20 protein-coding genes, 1 other RNA gene and 3 pseudogenes are annotated in these 21,321 nt (G+C 34.8%); 7 read left to right on the plus strand and 17 right to left on the minus strand.

Annotated elements, in window-relative coordinates; translation table 11 throughout:
• The 6 genes and pseudogenes from ACFFIX_RS18985 to ACFFIX_RS19010 form a co-directional block, all read right to left on the minus strand.
• A partial coding sequence (locus tag ACFFIX_RS18985; RefSeq protein WP_378936803.1) for a DUF1657 domain-containing protein occupies positions 1-291 on the minus strand: 291 nt, incomplete at its 3' end.
• 335 nt (positions 292-626) lie between these two features.
• Positions 627-1,076 (minus strand): hypothetical protein, encoded by a 450-nt coding sequence (locus ACFFIX_RS18990; RefSeq protein WP_378936805.1) that lies wholly within the window; start codon positions 1,074-1,076, stop codon positions 627-629.
• 301 nt (positions 1,077-1,377) lie between these two features.
• Positions 1,378-1,863, minus strand: a complete 486-nt coding sequence (locus ACFFIX_RS18995; RefSeq protein ID WP_378936807.1) for a GNAT family N-acetyltransferase — start codon at positions 1,861-1,863, stop codon at positions 1,378-1,380.
• 634 nt (positions 1,864-2,497) lie between these two features.
• A pseudogene (gene rnjA / locus ACFFIX_RS19000) lies at positions 2,498-4,168 on the minus strand (ribonuclease J1).
• A gap of 220 nt (positions 4,169-4,388) precedes the next feature.
• Positions 4,389-5,678 (minus strand): MFS transporter, encoded by a 1,290-nt coding sequence (locus ACFFIX_RS19005; RefSeq protein WP_378936809.1) that lies wholly within the window; start codon positions 5,676-5,678, stop codon positions 4,389-4,391.
• Positions 5,679-5,839: 161 nt separating this feature from the next.
• A complete protein-coding gene (locus tag ACFFIX_RS19010) occupies positions 5,840-7,318 on the minus strand; it encodes a SulP family inorganic anion transporter (RefSeq protein ID WP_378936811.1) in 1,479 nt (492 codons plus the stop codon).
• 283 nt (positions 7,319-7,601) lie between these two features.
• Between ACFFIX_RS19010 and ACFFIX_RS19015 the strand changes: the two genes are divergently transcribed.
• Positions 7,602-8,021 carry a universal stress protein gene (locus tag ACFFIX_RS19015; RefSeq protein ID WP_378936813.1) on the plus strand — a complete coding sequence of 140 codons (420 nt, stop codon included), beginning with the start codon at positions 7,602-7,604 and terminating at the stop codon, positions 8,019-8,021.
• A gap of 59 nt (positions 8,022-8,080) precedes the next feature.
• Here ACFFIX_RS19015 and ACFFIX_RS19020 read toward each other — a convergent pair whose 3' ends face one another.
• Positions 8,081-8,500: a universal stress protein gene (locus ACFFIX_RS19020; protein WP_378936815.1), complete on the minus strand. Its 420-nt coding sequence runs from the start codon at positions 8,498-8,500 to the stop codon at positions 8,081-8,083.
• Between the two features lie 17 nt (positions 8,501-8,517).
• Entirely contained in the window at positions 8,518-9,966 is a 1,449-nt protein-coding gene (locus ACFFIX_RS19025) for a SulP family inorganic anion transporter (protein ID WP_378936817.1), read from the minus strand.
• 626 nt (positions 9,967-10,592) lie between these two features.
• On the opposite strand from ACFFIX_RS19025, the gene ACFFIX_RS19030 reads away from it, so the two are divergent.
• A complete protein-coding gene (locus tag ACFFIX_RS19030; protein ID WP_378936819.1) occupies positions 10,593-10,841 on the plus strand; it encodes a hypothetical protein in 249 nt (82 codons plus the stop codon).
• A 166-nt stretch (positions 10,842-11,007) separates the two neighbouring features.
• Here ACFFIX_RS19030 and ACFFIX_RS19035 read toward each other — a convergent pair whose 3' ends face one another.
• The 3 genes and pseudogenes from ACFFIX_RS19035 to ACFFIX_RS27975 all read right to left on the minus strand — a co-directional run.
• Positions 11,008-11,163, minus strand: a complete 156-nt coding sequence (locus ACFFIX_RS19035; protein WP_378936821.1) for a DUF1540 domain-containing protein — start codon at positions 11,161-11,163, stop codon at positions 11,008-11,010.
• Positions 11,164-11,726: 563 nt separating this feature from the next.
• Positions 11,727-12,263, minus strand: coding sequence for an HTH-type transcriptional regulator Hpr (locus ACFFIX_RS19040; RefSeq protein ID WP_378936823.1), 537 nt, complete (start codon positions 12,261-12,263; stop codon positions 11,727-11,729).
• A gap of 225 nt (positions 12,264-12,488) precedes the next feature.
• A pseudogene (locus ACFFIX_RS27975) lies at positions 12,489-12,709 on the minus strand (IS4 family transposase); the annotation flags it as partial.
• 573 nt (positions 12,710-13,282) lie between these two features.
• Between ACFFIX_RS27975 and ACFFIX_RS19045 the strand changes: the two are divergent.
• Positions 13,283-13,807, plus strand: coding sequence for a hypothetical protein (locus tag ACFFIX_RS19045; RefSeq protein ID WP_378936825.1), 525 nt, complete (start codon positions 13,283-13,285; stop codon positions 13,805-13,807).
• 136 nt (positions 13,808-13,943) lie between these two features.
• Here the strand turns inward: ACFFIX_RS19045 and ACFFIX_RS19050 are convergent, their stop codons facing one another.
• The 5 genes from ACFFIX_RS19050 to ACFFIX_RS19070 form a co-directional block, all read right to left on the minus strand.
• Positions 13,944-14,171, minus strand: a complete 228-nt coding sequence (locus ACFFIX_RS19050) for a hypothetical protein (protein ID WP_378936827.1) — start codon at positions 14,169-14,171, stop codon at positions 13,944-13,946.
• Positions 14,172-15,071: 900 nt separating this feature from the next.
• Positions 15,072-15,455, minus strand: an RNA gene (gene rnpB / locus ACFFIX_RS19055) — RNase P RNA component class B.
• Between the two features lie 141 nt (positions 15,456-15,596).
• Complete coding sequence (locus ACFFIX_RS27980; protein ID WP_446686114.1) at positions 15,597-15,941, minus strand: recombinase family protein; 345 nt, start codon at positions 15,939-15,941, stop codon at positions 15,597-15,599.
• A 15-nt stretch (positions 15,942-15,956) separates the two neighbouring features.
• Complete coding sequence (locus ACFFIX_RS19065; RefSeq protein WP_378936829.1) at positions 15,957-16,109, minus strand: helix-turn-helix domain-containing protein; 153 nt, start codon at positions 16,107-16,109, stop codon at positions 15,957-15,959.
• A 316-nt stretch (positions 16,110-16,425) separates the two neighbouring features.
• Positions 16,426-16,752: a winged helix-turn-helix transcriptional regulator gene (locus tag ACFFIX_RS19070; protein ID WP_378936831.1), complete on the minus strand. Its 327-nt coding sequence runs from the start codon at positions 16,750-16,752 to the stop codon at positions 16,426-16,428.
• Between the two features lie 138 nt (positions 16,753-16,890).
• Between ACFFIX_RS19070 and ACFFIX_RS19075 the strand changes: the two genes are divergently transcribed.
• The 4 genes and pseudogenes from ACFFIX_RS19075 to ACFFIX_RS19090 all read left to right on the plus strand — a co-directional run bounded on the left by ACFFIX_RS19075 (position 16,891) and on the right by ACFFIX_RS19090 (position 19,083).
• On the plus strand, positions 16,891-17,292 hold the full coding sequence (locus ACFFIX_RS19075; protein ID WP_378936833.1) for a DoxX family protein: 402 nt from the start codon (positions 16,891-16,893) through the stop codon (positions 17,290-17,292).
• A gap of 21 nt (positions 17,293-17,313) precedes the next feature.
• Positions 17,314-18,165 carry a VOC family protein gene (locus ACFFIX_RS19080; protein ID WP_378936835.1) on the plus strand — a complete coding sequence of 284 codons (852 nt, stop codon included), beginning with the start codon at positions 17,314-17,316 and terminating at the stop codon, positions 18,163-18,165.
• 36 nt (positions 18,166-18,201) lie between these two features.
• A pseudogene (locus ACFFIX_RS19085) lies at positions 18,202-18,470 on the plus strand (LLM class flavin-dependent oxidoreductase); the annotation flags it as partial.
• A 118-nt stretch (positions 18,471-18,588) separates the two neighbouring features.
• Positions 18,589-19,083 carry a CBO0543 family protein gene (locus tag ACFFIX_RS19090; RefSeq protein WP_378936838.1) on the plus strand — a complete coding sequence of 165 codons (495 nt, stop codon included), beginning with the start codon at positions 18,589-18,591 and terminating at the stop codon, positions 19,081-19,083.
• A 283-nt stretch (positions 19,084-19,366) separates the two neighbouring features.
• On the opposite strand, the gene ACFFIX_RS19095 is transcribed toward ACFFIX_RS19090, so the two are convergent.
• Complete coding sequence (locus tag ACFFIX_RS19095) at positions 19,367-20,977, minus strand: catalase (protein WP_378936840.1); 1,611 nt, start codon at positions 20,975-20,977, stop codon at positions 19,367-19,369.
• Positions 20,978-21,321: the final 344 nt, after the last annotated feature.

A 21,321-nucleotide genomic window follows, 5' to 3' on the forward strand; every position in this document is an offset into this window, starting at 1 on the left:
AGCAAATGTTTCGAAGCCAGCCTGCGCACTTTTCAATCCTGCTAGAACTGTCTTAACGTCATTTATTACTGTCATTTTAGGTTCCTGCTTTCTATTAATTAATAGCTTACCAATTGTATTGTTTCTTTTTTTATTGTATTTATGTAAAGTCGATATGGGAATTTGATGGATAAACAATAGACTTAATGCAAAATGAACATTATATGAAAGAGAACTACAACAAATAACCCACGGATAAAAGTAATAAAAGCAGTCTCCCCCAGGCCAATTAATCAGCAATCCATCATCCATTTCTTATTAGATCCCGTGAAACATTAAAAACCACCCTTGACAGGGCGGTTTTCGAAATTGGACGTTATTTTGTTTTCATTGCCAATACATACTATTCAAAACTCAAATCCATTGCGAACAAAAACAAGAAAATTGGGCAGAACCATAAAAACTGCTTGAAACAGAACTACGAAATTTATAAGATGGAAGCTCAGTTAAAAAAGTTTAAAATAATAAATAAAGGAAAAATCGCACTTTGGCGCACACAGCTGGATAGCGATGGGGTTGAGACAGCAATCTGAGAAAAAACCACCCATTAAGGATGGTTTCAAATTACCAACAGGTACCCTCTGAATTTAATATGGGTACGGATAATATGGATACGGGTAAGGATAGTAATATGGGTACGGTCTGAAAAACAAAAAATTTAATAAAGGGAAAAGGAGTCTGCGGAATCGACGAAATCTTCTTCTTCCATAACCATATTGCCTACTTGTATTATCGTTTAATTCTTCTTCATCAATCTCTTCTGGAACTAACATTGTCACGTTATTTTCGTCCATATCTGTGATAATACCTTCAATTTCTGACCCATCTTGCATTTTTGCTTGGACATGATAGTTCATATACATTCTACATTGGTGTTTTATATCGCCGTGCATAGGTTGGTAAGCTCCTTGAACCCCAGTTGGATGCATTTGATTAGTCATACTCTGGACAGTTTGAGGATACATGTTTTCCTTCCCTTGATTCGGATGATTTCCATACTGCATTCGATGTACGTTAAGCTCGTAATTGTCGTACATTAATATCCCTCCTCTACCTCCTTAAGATATTCACCCATCTTGAATTAGGTTAATATTTTTTCTTAAATAGGGAGAGACATCTATAGAGCTGCCCTACAGAAGGGCGTTTTTTATTTTTGTTTGCAGGAATGTACCAAAAGGTATTTTGACGCTATATATTCCGTCTTCTCATGCTGAGCTTCGACCAATAAAGGTGTTGTTCAATAATCTGGCCCGATACACGAAAAAGACGCGTTCCTAAAGAATCGCGCCCTTTAATTGAATAAACTTAAAACCTTAAGCAATTCAAATAAATTACTTTTTAATCTGATTTAATAGAATAAATTACTTGCTCGGCACCGAACCGAGTGATTGTTTTTTCTAAATTCATACCTAATCTCTCTAAAAGCTTACAAGAGGGCATATTTGCGGTTTGCGTTTCAGCAACTAGTTTTGAAAGATTTAATTCGTTTAATGCATAATTGATTATTACTTGAACGATTTCAGTTGCATAACCAGCCCCCCACCAATTGGGAAGAAACTGATATGAAACTTCAATGTCAACGCCTTCATGGTGGGGATCAAGAGAAACCAAACCAATGAAATCATCTGTTCTCTTTTCTCTAGCAACCCAATACCAAGAGTCTTCACTTGAATTGTGCATTTCGTCTAACACAGTTACAATTGAACTTTCTTCACGAATGCCTCCTAGATATCTCCTTACTTTCTCATTTAAATACAATTTTTCAACATCTGCAAAATCCGATTTCATGAAGATATTTACATAACATCTTTTTGTTTCAAACAATAAATCATCCCCCTGATTCGTTTAAGAACATAAGAATTATACTTAAATTATTACATTAACATTAATATTTTCCTACTAATATCTGAGGGGTATTATTGGGTCTTTATTCAACAAAATGGCCCTTTACATAAAGAATGACCCTTTCCTTATTACAGAAAAGCGCCCTTACGCCCATTTAATGGAACAACATGCCCTTCCATTTTTTAAACAACTTTATTTGTATTTAATCGTCTTTATTGTAATACTTCATACGGGATAACTCTAATTATAGTAATCTTGCGAAAATAAAACCATTCCAATAGGGTGTCTACCCTATTGGAATGGTTTACTTACTTAATTAACTTAGCAAAATATAAAGTTAAAGTGTACTATACTTAAATTTTGTACAACCAAGCGTGTACACTGAATGAACATATGTTGCCCGATTTTCGCTCGATAACAGATTAAAAGGTGGCTTCTTTTCAGATAAAAAATTTTTTACTTTTACCTTTTAACCAATAATTTGTTCCATTGATATAAAATAAGGCAATATATCCATAAGATTACTTTATCAACTGCTTACTAGAATAATATTCCAAAAAGGCTGTTCTTCAAAATAACCAATGAGTTGATTATAAAATCTTCTCATTTATATTTATACTTCCATGATAATTGGTAAGATCAAAGGTCTACGACCTGTTTTACGAAATAAGAACGGTTCAATATCCTCAATCACCCTTTTTTTTCATTTGAGACCATTGTAAGGTTCCTAAGGATAACTGAGATAAAATACTATCCCTGTAAGTTGCTCTAACTCTTTAATGAGATCTTCATTCCCCCTAATAAATACAAATCCCCGGGTCATAATTACTGGGCGAGATAATAACTTCTGCTGTTTGCGATCAATGGTTAACGTAATAATAACAAGACCACTTTCTGACAATATCCTCCTATCTCTCAATACAATATTTCCAATTTCTCCTATTCCATTCCCATCGACATATACAGGCTGAGCTGGAACTTTTCCCGAAATTTTCGCGCCTTGCGAAGATATCTCCAACACATCTCCGTTATCTAATACAAAACAATTTTCACTTGGTACCCCACATTGAGTCGCTAAATTCACATGTGCCTTGAGCATTCGATATTCTCCATGGATAGGAAAAAAATAGGTAGGGTTTAACATACGAATCATTAGTTTTTGCTCTTCCTGCTTTCCATGTCCAGAAGTGTGAATATCACTTATTTTATGATGGATAACTTCAGCACCAGCACGATATAGTTTATCGATTACGCGATTGATACTTATCGTATTACCGGGTATCGGGGAGGAGGAAAATACAATGGTGTCCCCTGGGATAATTTGAATGCTCCTATGATTCCCATTAGCAATTCGTGATAAGGCAGCCATCAGCTCCCCTTGGCTTCCTGTACAAATAATCGTAATGCGTTCACTTGAAAACTGCTTTATTTCACTTAAATTGATAAAAGAATCATCCGGTGCTACTACATATCCGAGTCTTCTGCCAATTTCAATTGTTTTTTCCATGCTTCGTCCAACCACTGCTATTTTCCGCTGATATTTTACAGAAGATTTTACTACTTGCTGAACGCGATGAATATTGGAGGCAAACGTAGCAAAAATGATCCTGCCTTCGACATTTTGAAAAATATCTTCGATTGCTTCCCCTACCTTCCGTTCTGACATAGAAAAACCTGGAACCTCACTATTTGTACTATCTGACAGTAAGCACAATACCCCTTCTTGACCTATTTCAGCAATTTTATGGAGATCTGTCTCAGTACCGATAGGCGTTAAATCAAACTTAAAATCTCCAGTATGAACAATATTTCCATCAGGGGTAGTAATAACAACGCCAAAAGAGTCCGCAATACTATGTGACGTACGAAAGAAACGTACTTTTATATTTTCAAATTGCACAACTGTGTCATTGTCTATTTGCTGGAACTGAACACCCCTAATTTTATGTTCCCCCAACCTACTTTTCATTAATTCAACTGCAAATTCCCCTGCAAAGATAGGAGCCTTTACATCTCGAAGCAAAAAAGGTATTCCTCCTATATGATCTTCATGTCCATGAGTAATAAAAATCCCTTTGAGTTTTTCTCTATTTTGTTTAAGGTATGTATAATCAGGCAAGACATAGTCAATTCCTAGTAGTTCAGTTTCAGGAAATTTGATTCCACAATCCACAAGTACCATTTCATTTTCATACTCAATTATATATGTATTTTTACCAATTTCTCCAAGTCCACCTAAAGCAAATATTTTTATACTTCCTTTTTTTGAATCTATATCATTCATATATTTGTCTCCTATTCTAAATAAAGCTATATTTTATTAATTCTCAATTTATCAATTTTCCTTGCTACTTCTTTAAAAAAAGGTATTACTAATTAATTTAGCCGTGAATTTCCCTGTTCAAACTCCTTAACAATAAATTGAACTTCTTCACACTAATCACAAGGTTAATTATTCTAAATAAATGAACCTTTCAAACATTGTTCCTTCGTTTAAGCTTCAATTAAGCACTTGTAATCTTTTCGTACAAGTGGCCGTGAGATTTTTTGGGCTTCGTCGCTTTCCATGCTAATCCAATACCCACTATTGGAAATATCATTGTTGCAATCAGAATTTCTTCGTAGCCATTGAACAAATCAAATGCCAGCCCAAAAGGCAATGGCCCAAATGCAGATCCTATTACTGTTATTGACATAGCTAGACCCTTTATACTACCAATGTGTTCTCTTCCAAAGAAATTTGGCCATATAACATTAAGCGCAATTCGTTCTATTCCTGCAAACAATCCCCATAGGAGGCCGAATAGAATAGCGATAAATGGGGATTTAGAGAAAACTAAAAGGGCAAGAACAATAATTTCTCCGAGAAAAGTAACCACTAAAATAGAGTTTGCTTGTACTCTTTCTAAAATAAATCCTGACAAAAATGTTATAGGGAAACCAACAAATGCCATGATGCCTAAAACTGTGGCAGCAAGTTGAGGTTCAAGACCGTTTTCGCTAAAAATGGATAGTAAATGAAATGTTATTCCAGTGTTAACCATTGAAGGAATTCCGACGCAGCATAATAAAAACCAGAAAGTTTTCGTTTTTTTAGCTTCAGCTAACGTCCAGCTCACTTCATTAATTAACGTATCACTACCAGAATTAGTTATATCATGTTGTTTTTTATTATCAGGAAGTAACCCCATATCCTCTGGCTTATTTCTTACAAACAAATAGACTAGGGGAACAAATAATATTAGTAAAAGAACCCCCCACAATCTCCAAGCTGTTTGCCATCCCCACTCTTCTATAGCCCACAAATTAACGATTGGGAACAATGCAGAACTTAAAAATCCACCGATAGCCATAAAACTAAAAGCTCTACCTCTTCTTACTATAAACCATTGAGGTATTAACGTATTTGGAATAAGAGTCATTGACCCTTGACCAAACAGTCGTATAAGAAAAAAGCCTAAAAATAACATAACAATGTTTGATACCATACTGTTCCAAAAACAAGATATTGCTAGCATAACCGCAACAAATATCATAAAAAATCGTTGTCCATATTTATCAATGTATTTACCGACAACCATCATTAACAACCCTGCAGCTAATGTTGCGATTGAGTAAACAGAAGAAACCATTGATCTGCTCCACCCAAAGTCTTCTATGTAGTAATCAATAAATATTGCGTTTGAATAGGTTTGACCAGGACCGGAAAAAAATATACCGAGTGCCCCAATTGCTACAATAATCCAACCATAATAGAAAGAAGTAGATATTTTTTTGTCTTTAAAATTGATCAATCGGATATTCCTCCATCCATAAACCTATATATAAAGCCATCATTGAAAACGCTTTATTTTTTAATCATTATTCGTTTATTTTCATCTTATAAAAAAACAAGAACACCAAATCTCTTATGATTTGATGTTCTCTTCATTAATTCGTACCCGACATTAATTCATTAATGGTTAACTACTTTATTAAGACCACCAGGCTTATTATGAACAGCAATTTTATCAAGTAACTTATTACTTTCTGTATTAACACCAATTAAGTTTACTTTTACCCCGTTTTGGTGATACTTAATTATTACTTTATCAATAGCACCAACTGCAGAATCATCCCATAAGTGTGCCTGTGTTAAGTCTAAATCTATTTCTTTCACTTCTTCTTTATAATTAAAGCTTTCAACAAACTCTGTTACAGATGCAAAGAATAATTGCCCATATACACGGTATACCTTCTTAGTAGATCCCTCTGCTGATAGGCTCGTAATTTTCACCTTAGAAATTTTTGCTGCAAAGAATATGGCACTCATTAAGATACCGACAAATACACCCTTAGATAAATCATGCGTCATAAGTACTGTTATAACAGTAACAACCATAACTAATGTATCTGTTAAAGGAACTTTGTGAAGGGTTTTTAATGAAGACCAATCCAATGTTCCAATCGATACCATAATCATAACACCTACAAGTGCAGCCATTGGAATTGTCACTAAGAAGTTATTTAGCAACAAAATCAAAGTCATTAAAAATGCTCCAGCAACAAGGGAAGAAAGACGTCCTTTACCACCAGATTTAACATTAATAACAGATTGACCAATCATAGCACAACCTGCCATACCGCCAAATAAGCCTGAAACGATATTGGCGATCCCTTGACCGCGTGATTCCTTATTTTTATCACTTTCAGTATCCGTCATATCGTCAACAATAGATGCAGTCAATAAAGACTCTACTAAACCAACAATTGCAATTGATAAAGCATAAGGGAAAATGATTTGTAATGTTTCAAAGTTTAATGGAATATCAGGTAGCAAGAAAATCGGTAAAGCTTGAGTTAATTCACCCATGTCACCAACAGTACGTACGCCACTTCCTGTCATAACAGCAATGATTGTAATAACAACAATTGCTACCAAAGGAGATGGCACAACCTTAGTAAAACGTGGTAAAATATAGATAATAGCAAGTGCTCCAGCTACCATCGCATACATTTGCCATGATTCACCTACAAAATGTGGTAATTGTGAAGTGAAAATGAGTATGCCTAAAGCGTTAACGAAACCTGTCATGACCGAACGAGGAACAAATTTCATTAATCTACCTAACTTCAACACACCCATTATGATTTGTAAGACCCCTGTTAGTATCGTGGCAGCAAGAAGATATTGTAATCCATGCTCAGCAATCAATGTTACCATCAACAGAGCTGTCGCACCTGTCGCAGCAGAAATCATCCCAGGACGTCCTCCAACAAATGCTATTGTCACGGCAATACAAAATGAAGCATACAATCCTACCATAGGATCTACCCCAGCAATGATTGAGAATGCAATAGCTTCAGGAATTAATGCTAGAGCAACCACCATCCCTGCTAACACATCACCTTTGACATTTCCAAACCATGAATATTTAATTGTAGTTAAATTCAACCTGACACCTCTTCCTATTTTTTTTGTTTTAAATAAGACTTTCAACTCTCATGAAAGTCGGGTCCGTTGTTTACACCATAAATTATATAAGGTTTTGACAAATTTGTGAAACTCAATGTAAACGCAACCATATTATGCATACTCTCAATTACTCTTCAATCCTTTTCCTTGCATACAAATTTAAAGAATTTATAAAATAGGTTTCTTAATAGAAGGAAAAAGGAGAATCCACTTACAAAATATCCTTTTTATCGTATGAGAAAGAACTAAGGGGGAAATGATTATGTTTAAAAAAATTTTACTTGCAGCGGACGGTTCCTCTCACTCATTAAGAGCTGCAGAGAAAGCTATTGAACTCGCAAAATGTAATCCAGATACTAGTATTGAAGTTATATACATTGTGGACGGGAAAACATCTAAAGAAGACGTTTTGTATAACTGGAATACACTGGAGACTGAAAGTAAACGAAAGGAAAAAATGGCTTTTATTGAAAAAAGAGCACAAAAGGATAAAGTAAAATATGAAATTAAGATTATTCGTGGGGAGCCAGGACCGTCAATTGTAAAATACGCCAATGAGAATATGTTTGATCTTGTAGTGATCGGAAGTAGGGGATTAAATACAATGCAGGAAATGGTTCTTGGAAGTGTTAGTCACAAAGTCACTAAGAGAGCTAAGTGTCCAGTACTCATAGTAAAATAACTAATTTAGAGCATTTGTAGAAGAGGTTGATTAAATGTTACTATCAACCTCTATTTTATCTATTTAACAATTAAAACGGGGCAATTTGCACGTTTAGCAACCTTATGGCTTACACTTCCTAATACAAATTCCTGAAGCACGTTTAGTCCTCTACTTCCAATAACAACAATATCTATTGCATTATTATTAATATACTCAACAATTGAAGGACCTGGTTCCCCGTGTAAGACTTTAATTTCGTATGTTACACCTGCTTCTTTTGCTTTTCCTTCAAACTCCTTCATTCTTTCTTTCCGTGAATCATTAAGATCAACAGAGTTCCAGTTACTTAATACGTCGGATTTAGCTCGATCGGCATCAACAACATAAACCACTTCTATTGTCGATCCTGAACTACATTTTGCAATATGTATTGCATTTTCTGCTGCACGTTTTGAATGCTCTGAACCATCTGTTGCTAACAATATTTTTTTATACATATTCTAAACCTCCATACTTAATGAGAACTAAGCTTGTTTGCTAATTTTCCAACCAATTCCGTACTGTCCTCATTTAATCCTGTAACCTCTACTTGGACTCCGTTTGATTCAAACTTGGAAACGATTTTGTCCACAGCAGCCACTGCTGAATCATCCCATATATGAGACCTACTTAAATTTATTTCAACGCTTTTCACATCTTCTTTATAGTCAAACATTGTTAATAGTTCTGTTACAGATGCAAAAAAGAGTTCACCATTTACTAGATATGTTCTTTTATTTCCCTTCAATGAACTTTCTACTCGTACTTTTGATATTTTTGAAACAAAGAAAATGGCGCTTAACAATATACCCGTGAAAACACCCATTGCTAGATTATGGGTTAAAACAACCGTAAGAACAGTGACAATCATCACCATAGCATCACTTCTTGGAATTAAATGTAGTGTACGCAACGAATTCCAATCAAATGTACTGATTGAAACCATGATCATTACTCCAGCTAACGCAGCCATCGGTATTTCCACCACTATTTCGCCCAGTACAACAATCAAAAACATTAAAAACATCCCAGCTACTAAAGAGGAAAGTCTACCTCGCCCGCCTGATTTGATATTAATAACAGATTGTCCTATCATTGCACATCCAGCCATTCCACCAAAAAATCCAGTAATTATATTAGCGATTCCCTGACCTCTACTTTCTACATTTTTTTCACTACCAGTATCGGTCATATCATCCACAATAGAAGCTGTTAATAGAGATTCTAATAACCCAACAACAGCAAGGGCCAATGAGTATGGAAGAATGATAAATAGTGTTTCAAATGTAAGTGGAATGTCTGGAATGAAAAATGATGGTAATGTTTGTGAAATCGTACCCATATCTCCTACAGTTCTTACACCATATCCGATAAAGATTGATGAAGCTGTTATAACGACAATTGCCACAAGTGTTGATGGTACTGTTTTCGTGAGATACGGGAACAAATATATAATCGCTAATGTTAAACCAACAAGTGCATACATGATCCAGGTTTCACCAACAAAATGCTGAAATTGTGATGTGAAAATTAATATTGCTAAAGCATTTACGAACCCAACCATGACGGATCTTGGAATAAACTTCATATATCTGGCTAACTTAAAAACTCCAAATAGTATTTGAAAAACTCCAGTTAGTATAGTTGCAGCTAATAGATATTGAAGTCCATGTTCTGCTATTAAATCAATAAATAAAAGTGCCATTGCACCCGTTGCAGCTGAGATCATACCTGGTCTACCGCCGATAAAAGCTATCGTTACTGCGATTGTGAAAGAAGCATATAGCCCAACCATCGGGTCTACACCAGCTATAATGGAAAAAGCAATAGCTTCTGGGATAAGTGCAAGGGCAACAACTAAGCCTGAAAGGATGTCACCTTTAACATTTCCGAACCAAGATTGTTTATAGGTAAGTTGTTCCAAATAAACACCTCCTTTCTAGTAGTATGTTCTTTTGAAACAATTTCCATTATTAAACTTTAACTAAGTAACACTATAACTAAAAAAGAATGTGGATATTAATTTCCTACACTCCTCATAATGAATTCTATTTGTATATTGATCCGCATTTCCATTATACTTTTTACAATTCCTTCTTCCGCAATCGGGGAGGTATTGAGGATAGATACCACAGCTGTTTTATCATCAAGACGTACAAGTAACAATAAAAACGCTAGTTTTCTTACTAGCGTCTTTTTATGGCCTAAGATAGATTTCTTCAGTTAACATAATCGCAATTATAGGCATTAAAAAAAGACCTATTTAGGTCTGGGAAATTGATTGAAGAAATTTTAAATTCCCTCAACAGATATACCTATCTCTAGAGCTTAATAGAACAAGATCCCAAAGTATCACATGCATACACTATACAAATCTAGTTCACATAACGTCTACTTATAGGAAAAACAGGTTGGTTACCCAACCCGTTGCAAATAGTATTTTCTCTAGAATGATCTCTTTATTAGATCTCATTTTTCTACTCATGAACCCATATTGTTAGCCATATATTTAAACAATATAAGTTGGTATTAGAGGAGGATGAGTATACTATGCAAACAAAAGAAATGCGCTTACGGAGAATACAACATCTTGCTTATGAAATCATGGATGAGATGAATGTAAGGAAAGAGCTGAGACAGATTGATACATTAAGTCTTGTGATTGATAATCTATCTCGGACAATCGGCGACTTAGCAGATCCATTAGGTGATTATTCGCTCGACTATATAGAAGAAAAAGTGGAAAATGCCCATTACCTGTTATTTAAAAACGAAAAAAAGATACAGTTTAATCCTTAATCCTCTTGGAGTACCTTAGCTAACCCATCTGATAAAATTTTTCACCATATTCTTTTTTAAAGGAGATATAAATAAAAATAATTTAATAAACTTGAATGAAAATGATAGTTATTATCAATACTATAAATAATAAAGGGCAACCAAAATGATGGTTACCCTCAGAAATTTAAGTTTCTGGTACAAATGTTTTGCAATCCGTTTCTTCACTATTGGATGCTTTTTTCCCCTTATGACTGACTACATAAATAGCATCTGCAGTACATTTGTTTCCAGAACCCCAATACGTACAGTTATTGACTTCACAAAGAACATCTTGAGCCATAGTATCCCACCTCCTCTTTTGTTATCATTAACAATTTTGAGGGGGTTGATACTTTTTTCTTTGAGTGAACAAAATGGGTAGTTGTATTATATGATTTACTCTTCACTAGCTCTCTGTTCCAATTATTTAATCTTCTCTTTAATTCGTACATAGCAAATTTTAGATTGTTATTAATATTATTTGCTCTTTTGCACAACCAACTATCTCCTTAATATAAACAATAACTTTATCAAATAGTTCCTCTGTGCCTTTGCCTTCAAACATACAGCTACACCGTTTGAAGATGATGAGTTAGTTCCTGCAGGCCATTATTATTGGTTAAGGGGTAATTTATTAACAAGGGTGCTTACCTTCTTCAACTAATCCCCTGGAAAGTATAATCCAAGGGATTTTTTCTTATTTGGGGAAGAGGGAGCTAAACTACAATATACCGCAAAGTAACTTTATTTTATGCATGATGAAAACACAAGTTAAACAGAAAATTGAAGAAAAACTAAAATACCTCCTAATGAATAGGTCTCTTCAGGAAAAACCTTTTATGGCTGCTTTGAGCATTAATTAATCTACGCATTCTCTATTGGTTTTTCAATGTTATCGAAAGAGTATTCAAACATTTTCATAAAGTCATTACCATATATGCTACGAACAATGGTCATCATTTCAATAAAATCAGGAAATTTCCCATGTAAATGGTGTAATGGTAATGACCCTTTAAATACGGTATTTTGTAACGGCTCATAAGCTTTGAAAATCGATAAAACTAATTCTTCCCCTTTTTCCGTTAATTGAATATATGTGTTTCTCATATCATTTTCCTTTTTGGAAAATTGCAAATATCCTCGGATCTCCAACTTTTTTGAGAAATTAAAGGCAGTTGACACGTGCATAACTCCGAGTTTGGCAATCTCTGAAATGGAAGCGTCTTTTAAATAATAGATAATCCATAAAATATGATGTTCATTAATGGTAAGATCATAAGGATTTATCCATTGCTGCCAATCCTTTTCAATTGTTTTCCAGAGTGCTTTGCTTAATTGCATCATTCTTAGACTAAAAAATAGGGATTCCTTAATTGTATAATCATCAAACGTCTCTCTCATATTTTCACCTACTTTTCTGAAATTATATTATTCTTATTATGCCAGTAAAATAAAATTTAATAAAGTTGTAAATATATGAAATTTTCAGATAATTATTAACATTATTCTCAACTTTCGCACACCAATTTAGGCAGGTAAGCCCTGATATAGCTAGGTAAACCTGCAATCCATTGTGATAGTTGATTTTTAAGTAATCGTTGTGTAGCTTTATTCGTCTTTTTCAAGATCTTTGCCTGGAAAACAATCGCCTTTCTTAGACGTGACAAGTGTAAACCAATTTTTTTGATGAAAGATCAGACAGAAAACAAGCTGAAACAAGTATGAACATGAAAAACCAAAGCTTTTTTTGATTCCAGCTTGGCGCAAGTGTTTTGTTAGTTGTAATTCAGATAAACCGCTGAAAGCTCATTGGGTTGTTGCTCATTAGAGTGGTGTTCGTTTATCATAGGGAAGGCACCTCTTCTTTGTGGTAATGGTTTCTCGACAATTCCACTATACCAAAGAACGGGGTGCTTTTTCCTGTTTTAAAAACTTGTCAAGCAGTGAAACTAGTTGACATTAAAGCTTTGGTGGAACTATATAAGTGGTGATTTTCAAGGTGCGAAAGTTGAGTAAACTAAAAAGCCGTACTTTCATTTCGAGAGTACGGTTTTTTTATGAATATAATGACATTCTCATAATTCTTTTTTCTCACTCTATATTTAATAGTAATTTACTCTTGAATAGATTTAAATTCCAGGTAAGAATCAGCAATTAAAGAGGTTAAGCACTTTTTGATTACCCAACCTCTATTTTTAACATAACAATCGTAATACTCATGAAACCCTATTGTTAGCCATATAGTTAAACAATATTGGTATTGATGTGAAAGAAAATGACTACCAAGGTGGGTTAAGTCAAAGGAGCAAGCAGTTTGGCCAAATAGATGAATTTCAAATTAATGCTGATGATCCGGAAAAATGCCAGAAACAAAGCCACAATAAGCACTGGCTTTTAAAGAAATACTAGGAGGTATGAAGATGAGCAATCTGTATCAATCTTATTTGAATCAAATCTTAAGCACCTGGCAAGAACACCAACGAAAGGGTGCTTTAAAAATCATGAAAAAATACGGATATCCTCAAGAAGCCACAGTAAGTAGACTGATTTGGTACAATAACGGACTGTGGAAAAGAACCATCGTATATAGGGACGCTGTGCAACACAACTTTCCTACTACTCATCCAGATTTCCTTAAACAAACGATTAACTATAAGACGCCTTTAGATAAGTTTGATGAAATTGCCAAGCATGACGGTAGTACTTACCCTGATAGAACTAAAGGGGAAGTTTCTGCTGTTTGTGATAAAGAAGAGATGAATATTTTATCTATAAACTTGTTCCATGAAATTGTCATAGGAAAACGAACTATAGAAGAAGCAAAAAATTTTCACACCGAAACAGCAGCAAATTTTATCTCTAATAAAATTTCCTCACCACATTTGGAAAGATTCCTTTTTTCACCACAATCCAATACAGCAGACCCTGATGTAAGCATCTTCTAAAAAAATTTCAGGGGCCTTCAAAAAATAAGGATTAGCGTTAACAATACCCCATTTAACAAATACCAATTATCAGCAATTAAAGAGGGTTGGGCACCTTTTGGGTACCCAACCTCTTTTTTTACCCAACTTAGGATTATTAGAAATTAATTTTTTTCATTTCTGTTAGATTACAGGGCACTGCCTTTTCAAAAAGCTTTAACTTTACACTTTCTGAAAGATTATTTTCTAAAATCTGCTGAATAATTTCTTCCTTCTGCTTTAAAACTTCCTTCTGCTCTTCTACAATCTTTTCAAGATATTCAATCCTATTTTCATTTGCCCTTATTGTAACTTCATATCTCTCTTTTAAGAGCATCATATCCATTATTAAACCACCTTCCTTGATAAAAATTAAAATCCCATTATAAAAAAAAATAGTGAGGTACAGGGAAAAATATTCAAATTACTAAAAATTCTATTTTGTGTTACATAAATTAATCTGGTAACTCACCGGGTTTTGCTAACAGTACTCACCAGCGAATATCCCATTAATTTCTAGTCAACATACTCATATGGACATTTCCTCTAGTACCTGTTCCCTGGTATGGCCACACCTACGCCGGATACTATGACCGACACACATGCCATCCAATACACTATCATTATACTAGAAAGCGCTTACATTTCCAAAGATTAATAGATAACAAGTTTCGACATTACGTTCAGATACCGCGGCGAAGTTATCACTGCTTACAGTTAAAGATCATATCTTATTAAGTATACATAATCATTATTAAATTGGTGATTTAGATAACCTTACAAAGCAAATATTATCAAGTGAGGTCTGTGCACCAATTAGAAGTTTAAATCGTTCAATAGCTCATTGCATAAATGAGGGTTTTACAAATTATAAAGATAAAAAATTCTCTATAAATTCAATTGAAGAGAAAGAAAAATACCTTGAAAATTTTTTACTGTTAAAATATTGTTTCTGTATTTATACATCGTTGATTTATCAACGTTTTGCAGGAAATATACTATGAAATTTTTGCATGAAAAACGGTTCTTTCATACATATTTATATCTTAGTACAAAACTAGTTATCATTAACGCTTCTGCGAATGGACTTTGGAGTGTCGGTTTATTTCTTCCTGTTCTAAAAAAGTAGAAAAGTATTCTAATTTAATTAAGATGTATGATGAAAATGCTATGAAACATCAATTTTTTTGCAAAAAAATAACCTTCAAAGAAGGTTTTCTGTCTGCACGATCCTGTTCTAATAACATTCTGTAAGCCATGTTTTGTACCTTTGTACTGCAATCGGTTTTAACCTCGTACTCAGGTGGCAATCATCTGTCTACGGTTGAAGCTCAACCGTCTATCTCTCCGTTTGATTCCTTCGAGATAGTTCCCCTACCAAATTTGGGTTTCTCGCTCGTGGGGTTTACCGCGTTCCATCTCCATCGTTTCCAATGAAGTTCGTCACTGTGGCACGTTAAGAGGTACTAGACCGTATCCTAAGACTTAGGTGTTTTCCCTCGCCGTCAATCCAGCTTTACGCCGAACTGCCCTAGCTTATTGATTGGCTAGGCACGAACACTACGGGCATCTCAGCTCCGTGCGAGCATGGACTTTCCTCTACGCATAAGCGCAGCGATTACCTGAATGCTATTTCGAATGTGCATGAATTAGTATAGCAAGTTAATGACTACTACGCAAAAGCAATTGTTGGAAAACACTACTCAACACACAGGCCATATGTAATTGTGGTGATGACGCTACCCCTCGTTCATTAAGGTCATTCACAATCTTAATTAAATGCTGCATATTTCTTCCTTATCGATTTAAGCGCCAAACTACTATTGTATTGCCAGATCGCACAAATCGAAGAGCATCTTCTAATCCTTTGTCGTTTATCTTTACCTCCACTAATTTCATCTGTAAATATTTCTTCATAACGATGTTCCTTTAGAGCATCCAGTTGTAAGTCAAGATTTTGAACCCCTGTTGTAATAATGAAATAATATTTGATTAAATTAACATTACAAACTTTGATACAAAAGCAAATAGAAAGAGCATATTTTGAAAAAAGATTGATCAAAACATGCTCTTTATAAATGTAGTGGATTAACTTTTTATAAAAAAGTTTGTTCATTTTTGTGATCCTTCTTCAATTAAAGCGCCCTTTCTTGATATAGTCCATGTCTTCCAATGTATTTACTAGCCGGAAAGCGGTGGTCTTCGTTAACTCAAGCGTCTCAGAAATCTCTCTTAATGTTAAGGATCGACCTTTTTTTAATGTAGAAACTTCGTATTTACTCATAAAGTTCACCTCGTCTCTGAAACTATCTTAAACTTCATTCAAAATCCAATTCAACAATTGAGATTTTTGTTCCATTATTTGAAACTTTTTTAGAAAAACTAAAGTTCCGAAATTCTAATGAATTCATCTGTGTAACAGCACTAGACAAAGAAAAAGACATTATCACGAGCTTCTCCTTAAGGGAAGAAATCCTGAGAATGCCAATTACTCTTAGCTATAATCGAAAAGATTTTAAATTTTGATGTAATCATAGGACTTCATTTTTGAGCTTCTATTTCATCTTTGCTTTTCAGTTTAGATAGGGACACGATTCATCTTATGTTTCTTCACTCTCTGGCTTCACCCAGCGCTGAGACCAGTTTTCTATATCTTTTAAAATTGGTTCTAAAGAAATACCTTTTTCTGTTAGTGAGTACTCAATAATAACGGGTGTTTCAGGTATGACATTTCGCTTTATAATTTCTTGATGTTCCAAGTATTTTAATCGTTCAGACAAAACCTTTCCACTTATTCCAATAGAAGATCGGATGGTGCTAAACCGTTGCGAACCGGACAATAATTGATAGATAACTAAAACTGTCCAGCGCTGACTTAAAAGCGAGATCGCTTTTTCAAAGCGCGGACAAATAATAGATTGTTCCATATAATCTTTCACCCCTCAATTTATAATATATCATATTATTATTCGAAATTAGATTACTAAAGTTACTTGACAAAACTAAGTAACTTAAATAAACTAACTTACATAAAGTAACTAAAAAACCAAAGGAGAATAAAGGATATGAATAAAAATGAAGTAGGTATAGTAGTTTTACGTGTGGTTTTAGGTCTTATTTTTTTCGTACATGGATTGACGAAATTTCAAGGGGGAATAAATAACACTGTAGGGTTCTTTGATAGCATCGGAATTCCAGGATTCATGGCTTATGTTGTTGCATTAATAGAGTTAATCGGTGGTATTGCGTTGATTCTAGGTATTGGAACACGAATTGTTTCTGTGTTGTTTGCTGTTATTATGCTTGGAGCTATTGCTACAGTAAAATTCCCTGTGGGACTTCTTGGTAATGGTCAAATGGCAGGATATGAACTTGATCTAGCGTTATTGGCAATGTCCATCTATCTTGTTTTCGCAAATAAGTCTGCTTTTTCTTTAGATAACAAACTTTTTCATTCGAATAAGTAGAAAACTTCAGGAGGAATAAATATGGGATTTCATAGTAAACCAAATATTTTTGTAGGTCATGTAAAAATTAAGGTAGAAAATTTAGAACGCTCTCTTAAGTATTATCAAGAGGTTATCGGTTTTAAAATTCTCGAACAAACAAAAACAACAGCTAAATTAACTACAGGCGGTAAAACCAATGTGTTGTCAATTGAACAACCGGAAAATGTTGTACCAAAGCAGGGAAAGACTACAGGGTTATATCACTTTGCCCTTCTTTTGCCTCATCGCTCAGATTTAGCGAATATTGTAAATCACTTTATTGAAAATCGTATTCCAATTGGGTCATCAGACCATCTTGTAAGTGAAGCTCTCTATTTATCAGATCCAGATGGGAATGGGATTGAAATCTATGTAGACCGTGACCCTTCTGTATGGGATTGGAATAATGGGGAAGTAGCAATGACAGTAGATCCGTTAAATTTTAAAGATCTCCTTTCTACTGGAAAACAGAAGCAGCCATGGAAGGGTCTACCTGCTGGTACAGTTATGGGACATATCCATTTACATGTATCCGAATTGAAAAAGACTGAGGAATTTTATATCAAAGGACTTGGTTTTGAAGTGGTAAACCGATATGGGTCTCAGGCACTTTTCATCTCTACTGGTAAATACCATCATCATATTGGCTTAAATACATGGAATGGAGTAGGGGCACCTCCCTCCTCAGTAAATAGTGTTGGACTCAAATCATTTACACTCATTCTGCCAAATGAGGAAGCTAGAAATCATGTAATAGCTAACTTAGAGAATATTGGTTCAACCGTCACAATAGAAAATGATATTTTTATTACCTTAGACCCTTCTGGAAATCGTATTCAATTAGAGATTTAAAACTACTTACTCTTTTAACTGGAGGAATATGCAGATATGCGAGTTGGAGAGGAATTGAAAAATACAGGAATCGAAATCGGTCTCTACACTCTTGGTGATATATGTCCAGATCCTCATACTGGAAAAACAATTAGTGCCAGGTAACGAGTCCTGGAAATAATCGAAGCAGCAAAACTTGCTGACGAGGCTGGACTTGATGTCTTTGGGGTTGGGAACATCATCGGTTAGACTATGCGGTATCAGCTACTCCGGTTGTTTTGGCGGCCATTGCTCAAATAACCAAACGAATCAAATTGACAAGTGCACTACAATTACAAAATCCGTTGCTTTGTTAAACTCTCTCACCAGTTGTTGAAAAAGAAATTATTTTAACCTCTCATAATATTTGCGAAAAAGAACACCTTAGTAATAAGGGGTGTTTATATGAAGGATAGAACAATATTAAATCTAATGACCATATTTGGAATAGGCGGATCAATATTTTTTTTATTACGAAAAAAAGGTGCGATAAAAGACTGGTTTCTCATTTATTTATGCAAAACTTTAGTTTCTACTTTACTTGATGGACCAGTAATAAAGAAAAAATATTTGCAATACCCATATCGCTATTTCCCTAATTTATTTGACTCAAACGTTGTATTTCTGTATGTTTTCTTTCCTTTATCGTGTGTCATGTACAATCAATTTACTTATAAAATGAAGCCATTAAAAACAATCTTAAGTGTTTTCCTTTTTAGCGGACCAATGACACTTATGGAGAATTGGCTTGAAAAGAATACCAAATTAGTGAGGTATCATAAAGGCTGGAATGGCTTTTATACTTTTTCTGTTCTTTCATTTACTTTTTTGATTGTTAGGGTATTTATTGAATGTATTCGTTTCTTAGATAAAAAAAGAAACACCATCCAAAACCTTTAAACGATAATATTGACTACTTCTATACAGGGTTGTATCACTTATATAATAAAAAGACTGTCACTGTAACAGCCTTTAGTAATAGCAACTTCTCATTTCATCAGCTTATCTAACTTCTTCTCGTACACTTGCAAAGCCACATCTAGCACTTCTTCTACAAATGAACTTCTGAAATCCTTTTAGTTGGTAAAACAAAAGGAAATGCTCGAAACTTAGAAGACAGGACTCATAAAATCTTTTTAGTATGAATAATGGCCGAACTCACTAAAAGTTCGGCCATTCGATTTTAATAAGGATCTGCTTCATGTCCCATCTGTTTTGCCTTATTGGTTGCTTCATCTGCTTCTGCCGTGCTTGTATGTGTCGTAACATTTTTCATTTCCATCGCTTTTGCTAATCCTTCTTTGACCTGTCTTCCATAATCCTCGTCAGCATTGGTGAAATATTTAATCATTTCATTCTGAATTTCAGATCTGCATACTTTGAGTGCATCTACAAGATTACTTATGAGCTCATCCCTTTCCCAGTCCTCGAAACTCCGATACGTATCACCTGCTTGTCCAAAATCATTTGTGCGATCAATTTTTTCACGAACCAATTTGTCATTATACTGTGGCTCATGGACTTTACCTATTTGTTTTGCTTCCTTTAAGCCTCCAATAACGGAAGGCTCATAATTTGTGTGTGGATTTTGACCTGGTGCTAAATCCACATGATATGACATTTGTCCTCCTCGCTGATTTGTTGCAACTCGCTTTTTCGGTGCATTAATAGGAAGCTGCAAATAGTTCGTGCCTACGCGATATCGCTGAGTATCCGAATAGGAAAACGTTCTACCTTGCAGCATTTTGTCATCAGAAAAATCTAATCCATCTACTAATACTCCTGTACCGAACGCTACCTGTTCAACTTCATTAAAATAATTTTCTGGATTCTTGTTTAAAACCATTTTTCCTACCTTTAAGAACGGATATTTATCTGTTGGCCATAATTTTGTATCATCTAATGGATCAAAATCCAACTCAGGATGGTAGTCATCACTCATGATTTGAACGCAAAGCTCCCAGACAGGATAGTCACCACGCTCAATTGCCTCATACAAATCTTGGGTAGCGTGGCTTATATTTTTTGATTGTACCTCGTCGGCTTCTTTTTGGGTGAGGTTCTTAATACCCTGTTTCAATGGTTCCCAGTGGTACTTAATTAACACAGCCTCTCCATCTTTGTTGACCCATTTGTATGTATTAACACCTGATCCCTGCATTTGGCGATAATTCGCCGGAATTCCCCAAGGAGAAAATAGAAATGTAACCATATGTGTCGCTTCTGGTGTACGAGAGAGAAAATCAAACATTCGTTCAGGGTTACTTAAATTTGAAACCGGGTCGGGCTTAAAAGAATGAATCATGTCAGGAAACTTCATCGCGTCTCGGATAAAGAATATTTTTAAATTATTACCGACAAGATCCCAGTTTCCATCCTCAGTATAAAATTTCACTGCAAAGCCTCTAGGATCACGTGCTGTTTCCGGCGATTCCATTCCACCTGCAACGGTTGAAAAACGAACAAAGAGTGGTGTGCGTTTTCCTACTTCTTGGAATAGCTTTGCTCTTGTGTATTTTGCAATCGGCTCATCTCCTACTTTTCCATAAGCCTCAAAATATCCATGAGCACCGGCTCCACGTGCATGAACAACTCGTTCGGGCACTCTTTCTCGGTCAAAATGAGAAATTTTTTCGATAAAATCATAATTCTCAAGCGTTGATGGTCCTCGGTTGCCTACCGTTCTAATATTTTGGTTATCTGTTACGGGATGACCTTGGCTATTGGTTAATGAATCTGAACTTTCACCAGTACCTTTAATATTGGTTTCTGATTTATTTTCTTTCAATTTCATTCCCCCTTTTTTAGAGTCAATTCTATTTATTTCCAATTTAGTTATTTTTAATCTCTTATTAAAGGGGGAGATTTTCTGGAAAATCTTTGGCTAATACTCTATAAGACCGTTCTTAAGTAATCTGGCGCGATTCTTTAGGAACGCGTCTTTTTCGTGTATTGGGACATTTAATTGAGCACTTAGAAAACTTATCTTTTCAAAAATTTCAACAATTGGTCAAACTCTAATTCACAAATGAACAGAAAATAGCGATGTCCCCGTTGGCCAATATCCCCTTCTTATCTGAATAGTTAGAATATTCTTTACCGAACGTTCTAAAAATGATACAATTTTTTTAAAGGAGG

The sequence above is a fragment of the Metabacillus herbersteinensis genome, assembly GCF_042433335.1.
GTDB classification, from domain to species: domain Bacteria; phylum Bacillota; class Bacilli; order Bacillales; family Bacillaceae; genus Metabacillus; species Metabacillus herbersteinensis.

Coding starts and splice junctions, on each gene's coding strand:
- ACFFIX_RS19095 (WP_378936840.1), bottom strand. CDS start 20,977: ATGAAATTGAAAGAAAATAAATCAGAAACCAATATTAAAGGTACTGGT.
- ACFFIX_RS19015 (WP_378936813.1), top strand. CDS start 7,602: ATGTTTAAAAAAATTTTACTTGCAGCGGACGGTTCCTCTCACTCATTA.
- ACFFIX_RS19070 (WP_378936831.1), bottom strand. CDS start 16,752: ATGGAACAATCTATTATTTGTCCGCGCTTTGAAAAAGCGATCTCGCTT.
- ACFFIX_RS19020 (WP_378936815.1), bottom strand. CDS start 8,500: ATGTATAAAAAAATATTGTTAGCAACAGATGGTTCAGAGCATTCAAAA.
- ACFFIX_RS19080 (WP_378936835.1), top strand. CDS start 17,314: ATGGGATTTCATAGTAAACCAAATATTTTTGTAGGTCATGTAAAAATT.
- ACFFIX_RS19030 (WP_378936819.1), top strand. CDS start 10,593: ATGCAAACAAAAGAAATGCGCTTACGGAGAATACAACATCTTGCTTAT.
- ACFFIX_RS19050 (WP_378936827.1), bottom strand. CDS start 14,171: ATGGATATGATGCTCTTAAAAGAGAGATATGAAGTTACAATAAGGGCA.
- ACFFIX_RS19040 (WP_378936823.1), bottom strand. CDS start 12,263: ATGAGAGAGACGTTTGATGATTATACAATTAAGGAATCCCTATTTTTT.
- ACFFIX_RS18990 (WP_378936805.1), bottom strand. CDS start 1,076: ATGTACGACAATTACGAGCTTAACGTACATCGAATGCAGTATGGAAAT.
- ACFFIX_RS19090 (WP_378936838.1), top strand. CDS start 18,589: ATGAAGGATAGAACAATATTAAATCTAATGACCATATTTGGAATAGGC.
- ACFFIX_RS19045 (WP_378936825.1), top strand. CDS start 13,283: ATGAGCAATCTGTATCAATCTTATTTGAATCAAATCTTAAGCACCTGG.
- ACFFIX_RS19035 (WP_378936821.1), bottom strand. CDS start 11,163: ATGGCTCAAGATGTTCTTTGTGAAGTCAATAACTGTACGTATTGGGGT.
- ACFFIX_RS27980 (WP_446686114.1), bottom strand. CDS start 15,941: ATGAACAAACTTTTTTATAAAAAGTTAATCCACTACATTTATAAAGAG.
- ACFFIX_RS19075 (WP_378936833.1), top strand. CDS start 16,891: ATGAATAAAAATGAAGTAGGTATAGTAGTTTTACGTGTGGTTTTAGGT.
- ACFFIX_RS19065 (WP_378936829.1), bottom strand. CDS start 16,109: ATGAGTAAATACGAAGTTTCTACATTAAAAAAAGGTCGATCCTTAACA.